The organism is Streptomyces eurythermus, assembly GCF_014649115.1.
GTDB classification, from domain to species: Bacteria; Actinomycetota; Actinomycetes; order Streptomycetales; family Streptomycetaceae; genus Streptomyces; species Streptomyces eurythermus.
The window spans coordinates 1-2,179 of the sequence record NZ_BMSK01000052.1 but is presented as its reverse complement, the minus strand read 5'-3'; the positions used below and the strand labels follow the sequence as shown (position 1 = coordinate 2,179).

General features: G+C 68.7%; 1 protein-coding gene. It reads right to left on the bottom strand.

The window, feature by feature from the left end; translation table 11 throughout:
* A partial coding sequence (locus IE251_RS40410; protein ID WP_189757921.1) for a type I polyketide synthase occupies positions 1–2,179 on the bottom strand: 2,179 nt, incomplete at both ends.

Genomic DNA, 2,179 nt, shown 5'->3' with positions numbered 1-2,179 from the left:
GAAGACCAGTCCACATGCGACGACGGCACACCCACATGCAACGACCTCGGCAACACACCATGCCGCATCGCCATCACCATCTTGATCACACCCGCAACCCCAGCGGCCGCCTGCGTATGACCGATGTTCGACTTCAACGACCCCAACCACAAAGGCCGGTCAACGGGCCTTCCCCGCCCGTACGTCGCCAGCAGCGCCTGCGCCTCGATCGGATCCCCCAACCGGGTCCCCGTCCCATGCGCCTCCACCACATCCACATCCGCCGGCTCCAGCCCGGCAACCCCCAACGCCTGCCGGATCACCCGCTCCTGCGACGGACCACTCGGCGCCGTCAACCCATTGCTCGCACCGTCCTGGTTCACCGCCGAACCCCGCACCACCGCCAGCACCCGATGCCCACGACGCCGCGCATCCGACAACCGCTCCACCGCCAGCATTCCCACGCCCTCGGCCCAGCCCGTTCCGTCAGCCGCATCCGAGAACGCCTTGCACCGGCCGTCAGCCGCCAACCCACGCTGCCGTGAGAACTCCACGAACATGCCTGGGGAGGCCATGACCGTCACACCACCCGTCAGGGCGAGGTCGCATTCGCCCTGCCGCAGCGCCTGCACCGCCAGGTGCAACGCCACCAACGACGACGAACACGCCGTGTCCACCGACACCGCGGGACCCTCGAGCCCCAGCACATACGAGATCCGCCCCGACGCCACACTCGCCGTGTTTCCGGTCAGCAGGTAGCCCTCATACCCCTGGGCATGCTCGTAGAGGCGGGGGCCGTACTCCTGCGACATGGCTCCGACGTACACACCGGTCCGCGATCCGCGCAGGCTGTGCGGATCGATACCCGCCCGCTCCAGCGCCTCCCACGACGTCTCCAACAACAACCGCTGCTGCGGATCCATCGCCACCGCCTCACGCGGCGAAACCCCGAAGAACCCCGCATCGAACTCCCCCGCCCCATGCAGGAAACCCCCCTCCCGCACATACGACGTCCCCACCGCATCCGGATCCGGGTCGTACAACCCCTCCACATCCCACCCACGATCCACCGGGAACCCCGACACCGCATCCGTCCCCGCGACCACCAGATCCCACAGATCCTCCGCAGAACCCACCCCACCCGGGAAGCGACACGCCATCCCCACGATCGCGATCGGCTCGGTGTCGACGGCGGCGGAGACGGGAGGGGCGGCCTGCCGGTTCGTGGTTGCTCCGGCCTCGCCGGTGAACTGAGCCTGGATGTGTCGGGCGAGAGCGCGCGGCGTGGGGTGGTCGTACGCCACGGAGCTGGGCAGTCGAAGTCCGAAGGCGGCGTTCAGCCGGTTCCGCAGCTCCACGCTGGTGAGCGACTCGAAGCCCTGCTCCTTGAAGGTGCGCTCCATCGCGATGTCACCGGCAGCCCCGCGGCCGAGTGCCGCAGCACTGTGCACCTGTACGGCTTCCAGCAGAACCCTCTCCTGCTCACCCGCGCTCAGCCCGGCGAGTTGGCGGCGCAGAGGGGTGTCCGGCGCTTCCGGCGCAGCCGTCGGCTGTTCCTTGACGGCGTCGAACCAGTGGGGCCGGCGTTGGAAGGGGTAGGTGGGCAGATCGACCCGACGGGCGGACAGACCGTGCGCGGCATACGCGGCCTTCCAGTCGACCCCCACGCCATGGACGAACGCCTCCGCCATCGAGGTCCACAACCGGCGCAGACCACCCTCACCCTTGCGCAACGTCCCGGTGACCACCACATCCCGATCCGCACCCGTCCCGTCGGCGAGCTCCTGGACGCCGATGGTGAGGACCGGATGAGCACTGGCCTCGATGAACACACCGAACCCGTCAGCCAACAGCAGATCAACCGTCTCCGCGAACCGGACACGCGAGCGCAGATTGCGATACCAGTACCCCGCGTCCGTACGCACCGGCCGGCCCGGCTCCACGGTGGAGTAGAACGGGATCTCCGGCTCCCGCGCCACCACCGGCCCCAGCAGATTGGCGAGTTCCGCCTCGATCGCCTCCACCTGCGCCGAATGCGAAGCGTAATCCACCGGGATCCGACGAGCCCGAACGCCGTCCCGCTCGCAGACTTCCAGGAACTCGCCTACCGCGTCGGCTTCTCCCGACACCACCGTGATCGCAGGCCCATTGACGGCAGCGACACCCAGACGGTCCGACCAACCGGACAGCCGCTCCTCGA